This is a genomic window from Nocardioides speluncae (genome assembly GCF_003121585.1).
Taxonomy (GTDB): Bacteria; Actinomycetota; Actinomycetes; order Propionibacteriales; family Nocardioidaceae; genus Nocardioides; species Nocardioides speluncae.
In genome coordinates, this window is the sequence record NZ_QEOO01000031.1 from 75,362 (window position 1) to 93,363 (window position 18,002).

General features: G+C 66.6%; 7 protein-coding genes and 1 pseudogene. 6 read left to right on the forward strand and 2 right to left on the reverse strand.

Features of this window, described 5'->3' with window-relative positions; all coding sequences use genetic code 11:
* Window positions 1-151 precede the first annotated feature (151 nt).
* The 3 genes and pseudogenes from DDV73_RS16945 to DDV73_RS16950 all read left to right on the forward strand — a co-directional run bounded on the left by DDV73_RS16945 (window position 152) and on the right by DDV73_RS16950 (window position 3,948).
* Window positions 152-2,725 carry an FHA domain-containing protein gene (locus tag DDV73_RS16945; RefSeq protein ID WP_109508444.1) on the forward strand — a complete coding sequence of 858 codons (2,574 nt, stop codon included), beginning with the start codon at window positions 152-154 and terminating at the stop codon, window positions 2,723-2,725.
* Between the two features lie 212 nt (window positions 2,726-2,937).
* A pseudogene (locus tag DDV73_RS29735) lies at window positions 2,938-3,072 on the forward strand (type IV toxin-antitoxin system AbiEi family antitoxin domain-containing protein); the annotation flags it as partial.
* Between the two features lie 105 nt (window positions 3,073-3,177).
* Window positions 3,178-3,948 carry a hypothetical protein gene (locus tag DDV73_RS16950; RefSeq protein ID WP_240617332.1) on the forward strand — a complete coding sequence of 257 codons (771 nt, stop codon included), beginning with the start codon at window positions 3,178-3,180 and terminating at the stop codon, window positions 3,946-3,948.
* A 126-nt stretch (window positions 3,949-4,074) separates the two neighbouring features.
* On the opposite strand, the gene DDV73_RS16955 is transcribed toward DDV73_RS16950, so the two are convergent.
* Complete coding sequence (locus DDV73_RS16955; protein ID WP_109508446.1) at window positions 4,075-5,514, reverse strand: serine/threonine-protein kinase; 1,440 nt, start codon at window positions 5,512-5,514, stop codon at window positions 4,075-4,077.
* The gene (locus DDV73_RS16960) at window positions 5,511-6,839 is read right to left on the reverse strand and encodes an FHA domain-containing protein (protein WP_154402791.1); all 1,329 of its coding nucleotides are present in this window, start codon (window positions 6,837-6,839) and stop codon (window positions 5,511-5,513) included. The genes DDV73_RS16955 and DDV73_RS16960 overlap by 4 nt, the downstream gene beginning before the upstream one ends.
* A gap of 546 nt (window positions 6,840-7,385) precedes the next feature.
* On the opposite strand from DDV73_RS16960, the gene DDV73_RS16965 reads away from it, so the two are divergent.
* The 3 genes from DDV73_RS16965 to DDV73_RS16980 all read left to right on the forward strand — a co-directional run bounded on the left by DDV73_RS16965 (window position 7,386) and on the right by DDV73_RS16980 (window position 17,949).
* Complete coding sequence (locus DDV73_RS16965; RefSeq protein ID WP_161962435.1) at window positions 7,386-10,766, forward strand: LamG domain-containing protein; 3,381 nt, start codon at window positions 7,386-7,388, stop codon at window positions 10,764-10,766.
* A 212-nt stretch (window positions 10,767-10,978) separates the two neighbouring features.
* Window positions 10,979-17,146, forward strand: coding sequence for an RHS repeat-associated core domain-containing protein (locus tag DDV73_RS16970; protein WP_161962436.1), 6,168 nt, complete (start codon window positions 10,979-10,981; stop codon window positions 17,144-17,146).
* Window positions 17,147-17,532: 386 nt separating this feature from the next.
* Window positions 17,533-17,949 carry a hypothetical protein gene (locus DDV73_RS16980; protein ID WP_109508451.1) on the forward strand — a complete coding sequence of 139 codons (417 nt, stop codon included), beginning with the start codon at window positions 17,533-17,535 and terminating at the stop codon, window positions 17,947-17,949.
* The last annotated feature ends 53 nt before the right edge of the window (window positions 17,950-18,002 follow it).

Here is an 18,002-nt window from a genome sequence, read left to right on the forward strand (position 1 = left end):
CCCTATTTACTAGGGTTTGACCGCGCCACTTCGTGGAAGGCTGGTCCCGTGCAGCACACGCCCCGTCACGGGCCACCGTCGACTTCGTTATCGTGTCTGCGGCCCGGATCGACCTGACCGGGCATCCAGTAGCCGACTCCGTTGGGGAGACATGAGCAGTTCAGTTCGTCCACGGCTCCGCGTCGCTCACTCGGGAACAGCGTCCGAGTTCAACGACGACACCGTGGTTCTCGGTCGCGATCGCAACGCAGGCGTCGTGGTCTCCCACGACGACGTCTCCCGTCGGCACCTCGAGTTCCGGCGCAGCGGGGACCAATGGTTCCTCGTCGATCTCGGGAGCACCAACGGCACGTTCGTCAACGGGCGGAGGATCACCCACGAGGCGATCCAGCCCGGCCAGCCGGTGACGCTGCTGGTCGGTGGCATGCAGGGCGTGCCGGTGCAGGTCGAGATCCTCTCCGGTGGTCAGCCGGCCGCGCCGCAGGCGCCGCCCGCCGCTCAGCCGCAGCAGTTCTCCGGCCAGCCGGGCTACCCGTCCCAGCCGCACACACCGCACGTGCCGGCGCCGCCCCAGGCCCCGCCGATGCAGACTCCGCCGGTGCAGGCCCCGCCGCCGTACCAGCCGCCGATGCAGCAGCCGATGCACTCGTCGCAGCCCCAGATCCCGGGCGGCTACCCGCCCGCTCCCCAGGGCGGCCCCCAGGGCTGGCAGGGCGGTCCGCCGCCGCAGTCGTACAGCGACCCGCGCGGCCAGTACGCCGTACAGCCGCCGCCCGGACAGTACGAGCACGGCCACACGATCCTGCCGTCCAACCGGCAGGCCGGCACCCTCACCATCGGCCGTACCCGCACCAACGACGTGGTCATCGACGACGCGCTGGTCTCGCGGCAGCACGCCACCCTGCAGCTCGGCAACCCTGCGATCCTGACCGACCTCAACAGCTTCAACGGCACCTACGTCAACGGCCAGCGGGTCCAGGGCTCGGTGAAGCTCGGTCCCGGGGCCGAGGTCATGTTCGGCAACCAGACCTTCGTCTGGGACGGCGTCCAGCTCACCGTCCGCGCCACCCGCAACGACCTCACGCTGTTCGTCGAGGGCATCACCAAGGTGGTCGACAGCGGCCGCAAGAAGCTGCTCGACGGGGTGACCTTCCAGTTGGAGCCGTCGTCGCTGACTGCGGTGATCGGCCCGTCCGGTGCCGGCAAGTCGACGCTGCTCGGCGCTGTCACCGGACTGCACCCGGCCTCGTCCGGCAACGTGATCTGGCAGGGCCACGACCTCTACACCCACTACGAACAGCTGCGCTTCCAGATCGGTCTGGTGCCGCAGCAGGACATCCAGCACCCGCAGCTCACCGTCCGGCAGGGCCTTTCCTACGCCTCGATGCTGCGGCTGCCTCCTGACACGTCGAAGCAGGAGCGGGCGCAGCGGGTCGACCACGTGGTCGGCCAGATGCAGCTACACCGGCAGATCGACAACCGGATCGGCACCCAGCTCTCGGGTGGTCAGAAGAAGCGGGTCTCGATCGCGACCGAGCTGCTGACCGCGCCGCCGCTGCTGTTCCTCGACGAGCCGACCTCCGGTCTCGACCCGGGCCTGGACCGCGACGTGATGAACCAGCTGCGCAAGCTCGCCGACGAGGGCCGCGTGGTCATGGTGGTCACCCACAGCGTGCTCGCGCTCGATGTCTGCAACAACGTGGTCGTGATGGCGCCGGGCGGCAAGGTGGCGTACTTCGGCCCGCCGAGCGGCGTACTCGCGCACTTCGGGGTGAGCGACTACCCGCAGGTGTTCGACGTACTCGACAGCCCCGACCTGTGGCAGCGGATCCCACCACCGAAGCAGGCCGGCCAGACCGGGCCGCTGCCGGCGATGCCCGCCGGCATGGCACCGCCGCCGCACCAGTCGATGATGCGGCAGTTGACCACCCTGGTGAAGCGTGACCTTTCGATCACCGTCGCCGACAAGCTGCTGCTCGCGATGCTGCTGCTGATGCCGCTGGTGCTCGGCGGCCTGAGCCGTGTCGTTCCCGGTGACCTCGGCCTGTCCCTGCCGAGTCGTGACTACACCGAGCTCAAACAGCGGCTGACGATCCTGATCGTGGCCGCCGCGCTGATGGGCACCGCCGTGACCATCCGCGAGCTGGTCAAGGAACGCGCGATCTTCCAACGCGAGTACGCCGTCGGCCTCTCGCCTGGGATGTATCTGCTCAGCAAAGTGATGGTGCTCGGTACTGCCTGTTTCTGGCAGGGCGTGCTGGTCACCTTCCTGGCGACGGTGGGGTTGCCCGGACCGAACGACAAGGGCGTGCTCAGCCTCGGCTGGCTCGAGATCGCGGTCGCGATCGGCTTCACCTCCTTCACCATGGCGGTGATCGGCCTGGCAATCTCGGCACTGGTGACGTCCTCGGAGCAGACCATGCCCACACTGGTCGGACTGGTGATGCTGCAGCTGGTGTTGTCCGGTGCGCTGTTGCCGGTCGACGGCCGGCCGGTCCTGGAGCAGCTTGCCTGGCTCGCACCCGCTCGTTGGGGGTACGCCGCCAGCGCGACCAGCGTCGACTTCAACCTGTTCCTGACGCCCGAGGCCGCCGAGTACAGCGGTCTCTACTCCCACACCGTTGGCCAGTGGGTCGCGAACATGACCGCCCTCGTCGTCCTGTGCGGCCTCTCCATGGTGATGGCGTTCATCTTCGTACGCCGCAGCTCCAAGGAGCGGTACTGAGAGCGCCCAGCCCCATGTAACGCGCAGTTAGGCCCACTGACCCGCAGGAATTCCTGCGGGTCAGTGGGCCTAACTGCGCGTTACATGGGCTGACAGAGGGTGAGTCGGACGGACGGCCCGGGAGTCGTCCACAGATCAGCGACCCCGGCGTTTCTCCACAGGCAGCACGGTACGGACGCCACGCGCAACATTCTGCGGCAAGCCTTGGGTTCATGAACCCGGTGTTGCAAGGCGCGTTCGAGCAGGGGCACGGTCTGATCACCCTTGCCCAGGCTGTCTCGTGTGGGCTGTCGCGCCATGATGTGCGGCGCTACCTTAGGCGTGGCGCGTGGGTTGCGGTACGGCGCGGAGTGTTCACGCGGCGTGAGGACTGGGAAGCACTCGACGTCTGGCAAGGGCGGCCGCTGCAGCGGGCTCGTGCCGTCCACCTCACGATGGTCGAAGACCATGTGATGAGCCATCACTCGGCGGCGTACGCACTCGGACTGGACACCCTTCATCCCGGCGACGACGAACCCGTGCACATCACCCGTCCAGACGTGCGCGGCTCGCGAACGCGCTTTGGCGTCAAGCATCACGGCGCGGTCTTTCGAGACGAACAGGTCGTCCTTGCTGCGGGACTGCCGGTGCTCGGCCCAGCTCGGACCGCCGTCGATATCGCTCGTGAGCACGGCCTTCACCACGGGGTCGTCGCGTGCGACAGCGCCATGCAGATGGGCGTCACTCGCAGCGAGCTGATCAGGGCCTACGAGCCGATGTGGTCGTGGCCGAATGTGCGCGCCGTCCGCCAGGCGGTGGAGCTCGCTGACGAGGGTGCGGAGACTGTCGGGGAATCGCTGTCGAGACTATTGATCCTCGAACTAGGTATCGGCGTGCCGCAGACGCAGTTCACCTTGAGGGACGGGGTCCGCTGGGCAGCGTGCGATCTGCGGGTGGGCCGGCACCTCTTCGAGTTCGACGGTCGTATGAAGTACCAACGGCGTCAGGAGGGTGGCTACGCCGACGACGCCGACCCCGGGGCTGTGGTCTGGCGTGAGAAGAAGCGGCAAGACTGGCTGTGCAGCTACGACCTCGGGATGTCGCGGATCATCTGGTCCGAGCTGTTCGGTGTCGAGCGTGAACGGACGAAGTTGCGGCTACGACGCGAGTACGCCGCCACGGTGGCTCGGTTCGGCACGTCGATCGACGACCTCTCGCCGTACATCCATCGTCGCGCGAGCTAGTGGTCCGCTATCGCCGTACTTGAGCCATGTAACGCGCAGTTAGGCCCACTGACCCGCAGTAATTCCTGCGTGGCAGTGTGCCTAACTGCGCGTTACATGGGGCGGCGCCGCCCACCGAGAGCCGGGCTAGCTCACGCACTTCTCGGTCCAGGCCGAGGCGAACGTGCCGCGGATCAGCTGGACCTGGATGCAGACCCGGTCGTCGGAGCGGACGGTGAGCTTCTTGCTGGAGGTCCGCTTGTCGTCGCCGGTGTCGGTACGGCGCCACCGCCAGCCGTCGCCCTGCTCGAGCGGGTCCGGCCAGCCCCACTTGAACGTGACCCTGTTGCCGCGCCGGGATCCGGTGACGACCGGCTGTCCCTCGGGCGCCTCGGGTGCGACGTCGATCGGGGTATGGCTGCTCTGGCCGGGCGAAGGGTTGTCGCCGGGGTCGTCGTCACCGCCCGCGGTCAGCCAGACGCCGACGCCGATCGCCGCGAGCGCGACCACGCCGACGACCGACCAGACCACGGTCGAGGTGCGGACCGGTGTCGGCGGCGCTTCGGGCGGCGCCGTGGCCGGGGGCGCGGTGGTCGCCACCGCGCCACCGCGCGGGCCGGACGCGTGCACCACCGAGATCGGCTTGAAGTGGGTGGCGTCCGGGTCGGGTGCGCCAGGCTCGCCGAGCGGAGCGCCGGACTGCGCGAGTCCGGGGCTGTCGCCCTCGACCGCGATCGCCGTACGCGGGTAGTTCTGCTGGGCCTCGATCCGCTGCAGCGCCCGCGCCAGCTCGAGTGCGGACTGAGGACGGTGTGACGGGTCCTTGGCCATCGCCTGCTGCAGCAGCCGGTCCAGCGTTGGCGGTACGTCGGCGCGCTGGGTCGGCGGCGGCGCGGCATGCAGGATCCGGGCGGTCAGGCCGCGGGAGCTGTTGTCGCCGTTGGGTACGGCGAACGGCGACCGCCCCATCAGCAGGTTCCAGATCGTGGCCCCGAGCGAGTAGACGTCGGAGGCCACCGAGCCGTTGGAGCGGCCGTCGAGCAGCTCCGGCGGCGACCACGGGTAGGAGATCCGCACCTCGTGGTCGCTCTCGACCTCGTGCATGTGGCCGGCGATGCCGAAGTCGGTGAGCGCCGGCTCGTTGTAGGTCGTGACCAGGACGTTCGAGGGCTTGATGTCGCGGTGCAGGATGCCGGAGCGGTGCGCGGTCTCGATGGCGCTGGCGAGCTTGATGCCAGTGCTGATCGCGTCCACCACCGACATCGGCGCCGTACGCACTCGGGCACCGAGGTCCGGCGGTGGGCAGTAGCGCATCACCAGGTACGGCCGGGCCGCCCTGCCGGGCTCGTCGGTCATCCCGGCGGTGATCACGCTGACGATGTAGGGGTGGTCGGCCAGCCGCGCCATCGCGTTGGCCTCGCTGGTGAACAGCTGCTTCTCGCGCTCGTTGAGGGGTACGTCGGGGCGCACCACCTTGACCGCGACCTTCTGGCGCGGCCACTCCTGCTCGTAGAGGTAAACCTCCGCGAACCCGCCGCTGCCGAGATGGTCGAGATAGGTGAAGCCGGGGATCTGCGGTCCACTCATGCATTTACCTCGAACACGATTTCGTACACGTCTGCCAGGTCGACAGCATGCCCGGCCTCCAACACGTACGTCTCACCGGCCCTCAGCTTCTCCGGCGGCCGCCCCGGCACCTTCAGCGTCGTACCCCCGCGGGCGCCGAGGTCCTGCGCCATCACCAGCCAGCCGTCGAGCTCGATCGCGAGGTGCATCCGGGACAGGTACGACGAGTCCTGGGGCAGGTACACCAGGTGCGGCCACTCCTCGCCGCCCGGCATCGGCGCCGGCTTCCGCCCGAACACCACGCCCCGGTCCAGCGGTACCGTCTCGCCGGTCGGCAGGATCAGCCCGCCCAGCCGCGGCCGGGGCAGCCGCTGCGGCTCCTGCGGCGGGACCGGCGCGTTGCAGGTGCGGCAGTTCGGCGTGTACGCCGGCGTCACGTGGCCGCGCGGACAGTGCACCGCCAGCACCGTCTCCCGGGTGTTGTGGCTGAGGTGGTCGACGTCCTCCGCCGGTTGAGGAGGTTGCTCTGCAACCGTCTCGAAACCAGCGGAAGGCCGATGCGTCGTCATCCCGTCGTGGTCGACATCCTCTGTCTGCGGGCGGACAAGGTGGGTGGTCATCCCGTCGTGATCCTCCGCCACCTCGCCCGGCACCTGGAGACCGACGGTCGAGCCGTCGTGGTCGAGTTGGTGCCGCTCGGGGCGAACGACGGTAGGGGAGCGCTGGTCGTCGCGCCGTACAGTGCTCGCCTGCTCCGCGCCGTCGGTTGAGGAGGTCGCGCTAGCGACCGTCTCGAAACCAGCGGACCCACCCACCACCCGGGTCGGCTCCTCGACAGGAGGGTCGGCGGTGAACACCGGCCGCTGGAACCCGGTGCGCGGCGGGACGGTGCTCGACGCGGCGAGGATCTCCGGCGGAATGCCGTCGATGATCCCGGGGATCACCGGCTTCTCAGCCGCCGGGGCCGCTGCCTGACGACTGGGCCGGATCTCCGCGAGCGCCGCCGGCACCACGCCGCCACCGAACGGCCGCAGCCCGCCGGTCGCCTCCTGCCCCACGCTCAAGTGGTACGCCGCGTCGTCGCCGCTCATCTGCCCGCCACTGCGCAGCACCGGCGGCTCGGCCTCGGGGGAGGTGTCGACGATGACCAGCGGCGGCACGATGTTGCCGTAGTGTCCCGCGACGATGTCGGTCAGCGCCCGGCTCGTCCCCGGCCCACCCGTGACGACCGTCTGCCACAGCGCGTCGACCAGCGCATCCGGCGGCTCGACGCCGATGAGCAGCCAGTGGTCGCCCTGCCCGACCAGCAACCCTGGCCCAGCGGCGTACCACGCCCGTGCGCTCACGCAGCCCCCTTCCCGAGCCTGGATCAGCGGTCAGTGCACCCAGACCCATTGTTGCGCGCCTCCACGCGCCGTGCAGAAGGACCGCATCCCGCGATGATGGTCTAGACCAGTCGCACCGCGTTCGCGCAGGTCAGGCCCAGGATTCTGCAACTTGCTGCAACCAAGTTGTGCCCGCGCGCACTTTGGGTGAAGATCAGCCCGCTTTGTTCTCGGGATGTCGTGGTTGTTCAGATCCGTTCTGCATACGGGGGACCTGTGAGATCCATTCCTGCACGCGCGCTCATCCTCCTTCTCGCGGCGCCTGTCGTCGTCACCGCGACTCAGGTCTCAGGCGATCTACCAGAGGTCGCGACCGCGTCCTCGCACACTCCACCGGCCGCTGAGCCGAATGCATATGCCGAGGCGGCGGCCTCCGGAGAACCGGTTGAGATGGCCGGCCAGCGCGGGATCTACTCGCGGGTGTTCGCTGAGCCCGATGGGACCACTAGGCACGATCTGTCGAGCGCGCCGCTGTATGGGCGCGACCATGATGGTCGACTGGTTCCGGTGGACACCACGCTGGTGGCGACCTCGGACGGGGTGAGGCCGCGGGCGACGGCGACGGGCGTGGTCTTCCCCACCGGATCGACGACGACTGACTCCTTGCGCTTGCGCTTGCGCGACGGCGACGCCGAGTTGAAGTTGGGTCTGCCTGGCAGGTTGACCACTCCGGTCCTCGATGGCGCGACGGCGACCTATCGGGATGTTTTCCCGGGCGTGGATCTGAAGCTGACTGCGACACCGGAAGGCATGCAGCAGGTGTACGTGGTGAGGACGCGTGCGGCGGCTCGCTCGGGTGTGATGGAGCGGCTTGACTTCTCTCTGGACTCTCGTGGTGGGCGTCTGATCGGGCGGCCGGGTGCGGCAACTGTATTTCTCGATGACAAGGGGAACGAGAGCCTGGCGTCTGGTTCGGCGGTGATGTGGGATTCGTTTGCGGCTGCCGGGTCGGACGAACCGACGAAGACGCCACGGATGCCGTTGAAGAGTGTCGAGGACGCCTTCGGACCGGACGGCGGATATGCCGAGCACGCGGCCCCTTCGGAGGGTGACCGGGTGAAAGTGATGGGTGTGGCCGTTACCGATGACCGGCTACGCATCACGCCGGTTGCGGCGATGTTGAACGACCCAGCGACTGTGTTCCCGCTGTATGTCGACCCGTTCTTCGCGTTGCCGGATCAGGAGCGTTTGATGGTCCGCTCGCCGCACGATGGTGGCCCCGAGTGGAAGGACTGGGCCTTCACGACGAATGAGGGTGTCGGGCTCTGCCCCACGTCGTACTCGACCGAGTGCACCGGCAACTACCGGAAGCGACTCTTCTTCGAGTTCGGCAAGGGCACCTCGGCCCTGGGTGATGGTCATCAGGTGCTGAAGGCGGAGTTCCGAGTGCACCAGACGCACCACGCGTCTTGCGGGAGCTACACGATGTTGGTGAACCAGGCGAACCCGATATCGACCTCCACAACGTGGCCAGGGTCGGGTTTCGTGCGTGAGCTCGCGTCGCCATCCTGGGGTGGGTGCACGAATCCGGATCGCGAAGTTGCGACGGAGGCGCTCCGGTGGCAGGTGCAGCGGCTGACCAACGGCGACCTGCCTCGGCTGACGATCGGCCTGCAGGCCGCGGACGAGACCAACCAGCTGGCGTGGAAGCGATTCGAGCCGGATGCGGTGATTAGCGTCTACACAGCGTTGAAACCGGACGTCCCGTCAGGCTTGAAGGTCGGCGACACGTTCAAGGGCTGTGGCGCAGACGCGGCCAACGCTTGGTACGTCAACAGCCAGACGCCACCGGTCGCGGCGACCCCGAAGACGGTCGCGAGCGACCCCGCTGGCGTGAACTGGCTGCGCGAGTTGAAGGTGCAGTTCCAGGTGGAGTCTCATTTGGAGGACGGTCAGCCCGGCTACTACCTGAAGTACGACCGAACCCACAGAGATCAGTGGAGTCAGGACGGCGGCCCGATCACCTACTGGCCCACCGATGACCAGAAGCTGTCGACGACGGTGCATCACCGGGTGCGGGCCCGCACGTTGTCGCACTACGACAACGAAGGGGGTGAGGGGACGCTGTATTCGGGGTGGACGGGCTGGTGCTATTTCCGCATTGATCCGGACCGGCCTCTTCCGCCGATCATCGAGCCTGCGAACGACTACACGGCCCAGAACTATCCCCCCGAGGTGGAGGGTCAGCCGAGGCATTGGGGTGGCGGTATCGGCATGACCGCTTACCTGAAGTATCGCCACGACGATGGTGATAACGATCCGAACCTGCGTGAGGAGGTCCCTTTCGTGGCCAGTATCGACCAGGCGCCGGCCGGTACCGGCCTGATCGAGTATGAAAAGAGCAGCGTGGTCACGCCGGACGATATCGGTCCCCACACCCTCAAGGTGCATGCCTATGACAGGTGGGACCGGGGTTCGAACCCCGCCTACTACACCTTCTTCGTGAAGGGTAAGCCGAGCGTTGCGCTGTGGCACGTGACCCGTGATGGCAGCACCGCGTCGTTGGCGAACACCGCACAGGGGGTCCGGCCCGGCGAGGAGGAGGTAGCCGGTCCACTGGAGCTGTCGGGTGCGACGGTGACCGGCAGCAGCCGCGGACCGCTTGGACGGCGCGGGTACACCTTCACGGACGGCGGCTGGCGTGACGAGGCCGTGGAGTTCGCCACCGGCGGCGCTCATGCCTTCCACGGCGATCCAGTCGTCGACACAAGCGGGTCGTTCACGTTCTCGACCTGGGCATGGCTGGACAACAAAGCCAACAACAGGATCGTGCTTTCACAGCGGTCCCCAGACGGCAAGCGGGGAATCGCCCTCCTGTACCGCGCCTCGACCGGCAAATGGGCGGTCAGCCACGGATACGACGAGGCTGGCACACAGCGGTGGTTGTCACTGGAGTCACCGGAGCCGGTCACGACTCGTGTGTGGACCCACTTGGCCGTGTCTTACGACGACGCCAGCAACCGACTGACCTTGGTCGTCAACGGTCGGCGCACGCCTTATCCGGCGGCGCTGACGGTCGCCCAGGAGCCGACCTACGAAACTGGGCCCTTCCAGTTGGGCACGGTGACGGGCACCCCGACCGACCAGACGTTCCGCGGCATGTTGGATGAGGTCGAGGTCTGGGACCGCTCGATCAGCCAGTACGAGGTGACCCGTCAGGCGTTGTTCGGCGACGGCTTCGCGTCGGACTCCACCACGCAGCCGCATCTGGCCCAGGTCGCCGACTGGCAGCTTCCGACATCCACGGCGCTTCCGGACCGCTCGGCATACGCGCGGGCAGCGTTGACACCAACCCGCGTGGCACAGATTGACAGCGAGGCAGGCGTGGTTCGGCTCAGTGGCGTCGATGAGGCACTCATCGGGCCAGGTCCAGTGATAGACGAGACGAGTCCGTTCACCTTGTCGGCGGACTTCGCCATCGAAAGCGCCAACCTTTCGCCTGGGCAGCGGGTCCGCGTGGCGGGCCAGCGCCTCGCCGCTGGAAGCGACCTGTCGAGCTGGGCCCTGTGGTACAAGTACGCCGGAGTTGACGCCCTCGGCAATCGGCGCGGTGAATGGGTGCTAGCGCGTACCGATGCTGATGGGACGGAGCAGACGACGTTCCACGACGCGCCGCCACCTGTCGGAGAGGTGCGGCTGAACGCGGTGTACCGCCCGACGGAAACCGACCTTCTCGCCGACCCGGACGAGATGAAGGTGTGCCTCCACCTAGGCACGACCCAGCTCCGATGCATTGAGCAGTTCCCGGCGCCATCTCAAGGCGCGGGCGAGATCGCGGTCGGCAAGGCACCGTCGGGTGCTGGCTGGACCGACTGGATGACTGGAAACCTGCGGCGTTTTCGGGTGTTCGCTGGAGCGGCGACGCGCGAGCAGATGGCGGGGTTCTGACGATGCGGATGGTGCGGCAATTCGTGCGAGTGAGGGAGATCCTGGTGTATCCCGTTTCAGCGTCACGGTCTCGAGGTGTGGTCGCGTTGACCACGTTGGCAGTGCTGGCCGGCGTGATCCTTGCGGGTGGCACTCTGCCCCAGCACGCAGCGGCTGAGCCGGGCTGGAAGACGCCTCAACCAGCACCAAAGAGCCCATCGACGGTGAAGCCTGTGCCTTCGGAGCGGGGAGCCGCCGAGGCGGCGAAGGCGCGCCAAGCCTGGGAGCAGCTGCAGGAGAATGGCCGTCGCTCGCTTCTCGCGCAGGAGACAGCCAACCGCGTCGGTAGCAAGGCGCTTGAGGGAGAGCGCGCGGACGAAGCAATGCAGGGCGAGTCCAGCGTCACGGAGGACGGCGACGCCGCCAAGCCAGGCGGTGACTACACGGCGACGCCGCTGTCGGCGTCATCGTCGTGGACCGGCGGCGGTTCCTCAGGTTCCTTCACCTGGTCATACGACTTCAGGATGCCACCGCCCGCCGCAGGACCGGTGCCTAGCCTCGGCGTTCACTACGATTCCGGCTCGGTGGACGGGCGGACGTTCGCTTCGAACAATCAACCGGGTCCGATCGGTGAGGGATTCTCGCTGACCGAGTCGTACGTCGAGCGTAGCTTCATCTCCTGCAAGGCCGTCGGCGTCGAGCAGAAGTATGACCAGTGCTGGCGTGGAGAGCGCCTCCGGCTCGTGCTGAACGGAAACGCGACCGACCTCATCCCGGTCTCGGCGAACGAGTTCAGGTTGCGAGCTAACGACGGGTCGAAGGTAACGCGGCTGTTCGATGCCGAGAACGGCGACAACAACGGCGAGCACTGGCGTCTGGTCACCACCGACGGCACCGAGTACGTCTTCGGCATGGAGCGCCTCCCGGGCTGGACGACCGGACAGCCTGTTACAGAGTCAGTGTGGACCGTGCCGGTCTTCTCGCGCGATGGCGATCCGGCGCAGGCGACTGCTTGCAAGAAGGAGCCCTTCGCCGAGTCTTGGTGTCAGCAGGCATGGCGCTGGAACCTCGACCTAGTCTCCGACACGAGCAGCAACGCCTCCACGTACTGGTACGTCGGCGAGGAGAACCGGTACGCCAGGGGTGGCAACCCTGACCATGGCACTTCCTATGACCGCGGGGGATATCTGACCAGGATTGACTACGGTCTACGCCGCGGCAGCCTGTTCGACGCAGACGGTCTGGCGCAGGCCCCGCAGCGGGTGAGGTTGACCTATGCGGAACGCTGTCTGGCCGCAGACTGCTCCGAGCTCAACGGGACCACCAAGGCAAAGTGGCCGGACGTTCCCTACGCGTCGATCTGCAAGCCCGGTGACCGCTGCGAGGACGATCCGGCACCTACCTTCTTCTCACGCAAGCGCCTCGTCTCAGTGACCACTGGCGTCGACAACGGCGCGGGCTACCGCGACGTCGATGAATGGACTCTCGACCACATCTGGTTCAACCCCGGCGAGGTCTCCACCGGCCCGGGCGACGTGGCAGACCAGGTGCTCTGGCCGACCGTCATCCAGCACAAGGGCGTGGCTGGTCCGACACCCATCGCGAAGCGCGCGGTGAAGCTCATGCCGACCAGCGACCCGATGGCCAACCGGGTCGACAAAACAGGAGATGGGATCGCCCCGTTCCTTCGACCGCGGCTCGGTTCGATTGTCTCGGAGACCGGTGGCATCACGACTGTGGACTACTCCACGCGTGATTGTGCCCACGATGACCTGCCCACCTCAGCCGCCACCAACACCCGCCGTTGTTTTCCAGTGTGGTGGGCGGCATTCGGCCCGGACCCAAAGAAGGACTGGTTCCACAAGTACGTGGTCGCCGGGGTGATGGAGATCGATCCGACCGGCAATGACGAGGCGGTCATCACTCACTACAAGTACGGTACGACCTGCACGGACGGTCGTACCCCTCCGTGTGGCGCGGCGTGGCGGTACGACGACAACCCGATGCTTCCCAACGCGCACCGCACGTGGTCGCAGTGGCGCGGCTACGAGAGGGTCACGACGCTGCGTGGCAACAACGCCAGTGACACCCAGTCGATGTCGACGACGGTGTATCTGCGCGGCATGGATGGGAATCGCCAGGCTGATGGGTCCACAAAGTCCGAGCAGGTGAGCGGCATCACCGCGTCCTCGATCACCGATCGCGATGAGTGGGCTGGACGAGCTCGCGAAAAAGTCGTATATACCGGCACGATCAACGGCAGCCCGGGCGCCCAGGTATCGGGCACGATCTGGGAACCGTGGACTCGGGACGAGGAGGACCTTGTCTCATACACGTTCCCCGGCGGGCAGATCGATGGCAAGGACGCCGACCCGGTCACCATCACCGCCCACATGGTCCGCGAGCGAGGAACCACCAAACGCACCCGTGTGACCGGAACGGCGGGGACCTACGACCGCTCGACCACACAGCGCGTCACCGACTACGACGGCTACGGCATGCCGGTCAAGACCGTGTCGTACGCCACCCCTAATGACGACGCGCCAGGCACGACGACGGATCACACCTGCACCCTCACCTGGTACGCCCGCAACCCCGACAAACCCGAGGACAACCTGGTTGGCCTTGTCGCGCGGCAGCAGACGCTCGCCACGAGCTGTGCAGACGCGGACCAGGCGCCGTTGCCGCCGGATGCAACCGAGCCGAAGGACGTGGTCAGCGACCAGATGTTCTTGTACGTCGAGGGCGCCACCTGGAACAGCCAAGAACCGACCAAGAGCCTGGCGGTCGGCGTACTTCGGGCGAAGGGGTACACCGGCCGCGCGCCGATCGTGCACCGGCTGTCGACATCGGTGTATGACGCGCTCGGACGACCTACCGCGGTCACAGCGAAGGGTGCAACAACCACCACTAAGTACACCCCTGAGGGCGCCGGCGTGCCCACCAGGGTCGAGGTCACCAACGATCTCGAGCAGACGATCACTAGCGTCTTCGATCCGGCGTGGGGGGCTATCCGGGCCACTGAGGATCCGAACAACAACGTCACCACTCAGAAGTTCGACGCGCTTGGCCGGGTGACTGGTGTCTGGCTCCCCGACAACAGCGAGATCAACGGACACGGTGCGTCGATCAAATTCGCCTACCACCTCGGTGGTGCTGAGAATCCCGACGGCAGCGTCGATGGCTCGTGGCTGGCCACATCCCGCCTCAAAGGCGACAGTGCCGACACCTACGTCACTGGCTACGAGATCTTCGACTCGCTCCTGCGACCCCGGCAGACCCAAGCGCCTTCACCTGCCGGTGGACGGGTGATGACCGACACCCGGTACGACGACCGCGGGCTGGCCTACATGTCGTTCGCCGACATCTGGGACAGCCAGGCTCCTCCGAGCGGCACGCGGTTCGTTGCGGCCGAAGGCGGCTACGTTCAGACCAAGACAGTCTTCGATGGTGCCGAGCGGACCATCAAGAACGCCGTCACCTACGGCGTGGACACTCCGTCGGGCGGTCTTGCCCACCGCACGGTGGAGACAACCACCTCCTACACCGGTGACAGCACGGCAGTCACACCTCCGACGGGCGGGGTGGGTCGACGGACGGTCACCGACGTGTGGGGACGCACTGTCGAGGAACGCACCTACCCGTCGGCGTCACCGACAGGATCCAGCTACCTCGCCAACAAGTCCGACTACAACCAGCACGGTCGGCTCGCGAAGTTCACCGGCCCTGATGGGAAGGCCTGGACCTACACCCACGACCTGCATGGGCGGGTCGCGCAGTCGACCGACCCTGACAGAGGCACCGCTCTCACCAGTTACGACGCCTTCGACCGCGTGCATTCGACTATGGATGCTGAAGAGCAAGTGCTGTCGTACGGCTACGACGTACTCGGGCGGCAAGTCGGCAAGTGGAAGTCCACCGCGCAGACCGATGCGAACAAGCTCGCTGCCTGGACCTATGACGATGCCATCAAGGGCGACGGACACCCCCACAGTGCTGTCCGCTACGTCGGCGGTGCGGGCACCACTGGCAAGGCGTACACAACCACGGTGACGGCGTACGACGAGCTCGGCCGGCCCGTTGAGAACAGCGTCAAGCTGCCGTCGACCGATCCCCTGGTGGCGACCAAGATGGTCTCCTCGACGCTGACCTACCGGACCGACTTCAACACCGACGGCACCGTGGGCGCCGACGAGCTTCCGGCGATCGGGAAACTGCCGAGCGAGATCGTGTCCTACGGCTACGACGCTGCGGGCCTCGGTCTGCCGAAGACTGTGACTGGCAAGGACGCCTATGCCCTGGAGACCGCGTACACCGAGTTCGGCGACCCATCGATGGCCACACTCGCGGTGTCTCCGAACAACGACAACCGGGTCTGGCAGCGCTACTACTACGACGGGCTGCGTCGACTCGAGCGCTTCGATGCGATCTCCTACCTGTCGCCGTCATCGCTGCTCGACCAGCACTACACCTACAACGACGCCGGTGGGCTCACCTCGGTCTTCGACAAGTCGCTGAACGATCCGGACAACCAGTGCTTCTCGTACGGCGACTACAACCGGCTGGCCGAGGCGTGGACACCGAACGTCGCGGATTGTGATCCGGCGAACCGCAAGACCGACCAGCTGGGTGGGTCGTCGCCGTCCTGGCACTCCTACACCTACAACGCAGCGTCCGGGACCCGGGCGACCCGCGTTGACAACCCGACCCCGACACGGTCGTCGAAGATCACCACGAAGTACATCGATGGGGCGGCAGGCCACCCGTGCTACGGCACGACCGATCCAGTCGCGCCGCACGCACTTCGACAGACCAGCACCACCGTCCTCGACGACGGCGTGACGACCAGCGAGAACGACTTCTTCTGTACCAACAAGGTCGGCGACATGACCAGGTCCGAGGCGCCCGACGGCACCCGCCAAGACCTGACCTGGACTTCGGAGGGCAAGCTCGACACGCTCACTAAGCAGCCCAAGAGTGACGGTACTGGTGGTGCGACCTACCAGCACATCTACACCGCTGACGGCGACCTGCTGATCAAGCGACCCAACGGCGACGGAAGCACAATCCTCTATCTGCCCGGCGGGCAGGAGCTACGGGTCGCCATGAAGGCCGGCAAGCCGACCATCGTGCGCGGACTTCGCTACTACAGCCACGGTGCGGTCGGTGTGATCGCCCTCCGTGACGTGAAGGCGAGCGTGGCCGCGGACCTGACGGTCGGCACGCCGACTACGAAGCTGTACTGGCTGGCGGCGGACCGCCACGGGTCGAACCTGGCTCAGTGGGATTCTGCGAACCCGAAGGGCACTGAGAAGAAGCGCTACCTCACACCCTTCGGTGCCGACCGCACCACACCGGGAGCTACGTTCGTCGACGACAAGAAGTTCCTGGGCAAGCCCCACGACGCGGGCACTGGCTTCACCCACGTGGCGGCCCGGGAGTACAGCCCCGACCTCGGCCGCTTCCTGTCGGTCGACCCTCTGCTTGACCCAGCCGACCCACTGTCGGTCAACGGCTACACCTACGCCGACCAAGACCCGGTCAACAACTCCGACCCGACTGGCCTGGAGTGCGTTGATCGTTGCGGTGGTGGCAGCGACCCTGGCGACCCCGACCCTGATAGCAGCGGTTCTGGAAACGGTGGTTCTGGTACCGGCGGCTCCGGGACCGGCGGCTCCGGCTCTGGCGACGATGGTTCGCCCGACATCAACGACGTGGTGCAGACCGTGGCGACGGCAAGGCAGCTGAACTGGGCGGTATGCGGCGGCAACCCGGTCTGCGAGTACCAGTACGGAACACCGGATATGTGGGCGCTCTCTGGCGGACTGCAGGCGTCCGGCGCCGCCGACGCCATGGAGGCAATGGCAGAGGACCCGTACCTTCGGATTGCCTACATTCTGTTGCTCGAAGACTTCGGGGGCTGCGCTAGCAATCCAGGAGCCAGTGGCTCCTGCTTGCTGGCGGCTACCAGCCTCGTTGGCCCTGGCAAGGCCAGCAAGGTCACAAAGGTTGACGAGGTCTACGACCTCATCAAACACGCCGACGACGTACCTCCTCGGTTCATTACGACGGGCGCCGGGGCCACGATCGATCGTTTGGCGGTCAACACCTCGATCAGCGCACAGCGGCAGGGCAGGCACGTGTTGGGGGCGCGCGAATACGGCGGTGGCAGCTACTTCAACTCGGCTGATGATGCGCAACGAGTGTTGGACGACTTCCATAGCGGTGCGGCCCAGGTGCTTGGGCTGAAGGGCCACGACATCGTCGTGCGCGTTCCCGGCGTGACGGGTGTTAATGTCAATCCCAGGTCTGGCTTCCCGAGCCAAGCCACGAACGTGTTCTTCATTAAGGGCACTCGAGCGCCGAGCGTCGTTCCCTACAACCCTGCGTGGACGCCATGAGCCTGCCAACACCCGATGAGCCGGGTCGTGCGCCGATTTGGGAGAACTACGTCATAGCTCAGACAGTCGAGGCCTCGCGGGGTCAAATCCCTGAGCACACTCTCGCTTTCGGCGTCGAGGTACATGGGTCGCGTCTCCGTCTTCGGTTTCAGCTCTCAGAGGCTACCGAGGACGACGAAGCCGACATGAGCGACATCGTGAGCGAACTAGGGGCGCTGGTCGGAAGTGACGTGGATGTGGAGTCCTCGTACGAGGTACGCGATCACCGTCAGATCCACCCGTCCGACGGGGTCTGCTGGGTTTTCCTTTCGCGCGTTTCCTGAGCTCGCCTGGTGTGGCAACGTTGCAACCGCGGGATTGACGCACGGCATCGAGGCGCCCTCACGATGAAGGTCGACACCACCGAGGAGATCAGCCGCTGGCTGGAGCAGGGAGGTGGCTTGGCCGAGTCCCTGATGCGGGAGTTGCGACTCGACAAGTTTGGCTACTCGGTGCACATCGCGTTCAGTGTCATCGTGGATGCTGCAGGGCGCGTGCTGGAAACCCCGCTTGAGCTTGCCCTTGACCTTGATGGAGTCCAGCAACTGACGCTGCGCAGCGGGCTCACGCCCCGGATGCTTGAGCATCCGGACGAGATCGGCTGGGGGCTGAGTGAAGTCGCATTGGTCCGCGTTGCTTCCTCCGATGTCGGGGTCCGGTTCGAAGCATTGTGGGAGGGTGAGCGCAGGATCGAGGTTGAGTGTCGTCGAGCAACCTTGGAGGTTGTGCAGACTCCGCCGAAGGTGTCTGCCGAGCCGGGCTGACCCGGTGCCCGTTGGGGCAAACTTGTAGGTGCCCTCCGGACTGCATACGCTCA

Coding starts and splice junctions, on each gene's coding strand:
- DDV73_RS16945 (WP_109508444.1), top strand. CDS start 152: ATGAGCAGTTCAGTTCGTCCACGGCTCCGCGTCGCTCACTCGGGAACA.
- DDV73_RS16950 (WP_240617332.1), top strand. CDS start 3,178: ATGAGCCATCACTCGGCGGCGTACGCACTCGGACTGGACACCCTTCAT.
- DDV73_RS16955 (WP_109508446.1), bottom strand. CDS start 5,514: ATGAGTGGACCGCAGATCCCCGGCTTCACCTATCTCGACCATCTCGGC.
- DDV73_RS16980 (WP_109508451.1), top strand. CDS start 17,533: ATGAAGGTCGACACCACCGAGGAGATCAGCCGCTGGCTGGAGCAGGGA.